Consider the following 234-nt stretch of genomic DNA (forward strand, 5'->3'; position numbering starts at 1 on the left):
CAATAGAGACTCTGTTAGTAGCGGCGAGCGAACGCGGACCAGCCGAGCCTGATGAGTGACCAGAACATGTTGGGAAGCATGGCCATAGCGGGTGACAGCCCCGTATGGGAAGCTCTGAAGGACGTATTAAGTAGGGCGGAACACGTGAAATTCTGTCTGAAGATCGGGGGACCACCCCCGAAGGCTAAGTACTCCTTACTGACCGATAGCGAACCAGTACCGTGAGGGAAAGGT

1 rRNA gene is annotated in these 234 nt (G+C 55.1%); it reads left to right on the top strand.

Annotation, left to right across the window (positions count from 1 at the left end):
• Positions 1-234, top strand: a 23S ribosomal RNA gene (locus tag R0J87_RS24895); the annotation flags it as partial.

The sequence above is a fragment of the Halomonas sp. SIMBA_159 genome (assembly GCF_046536035.1).
GTDB classification, from domain to species: Bacteria; Pseudomonadota; Gammaproteobacteria; order Pseudomonadales; family Halomonadaceae; genus Vreelandella; species Vreelandella venusta_A.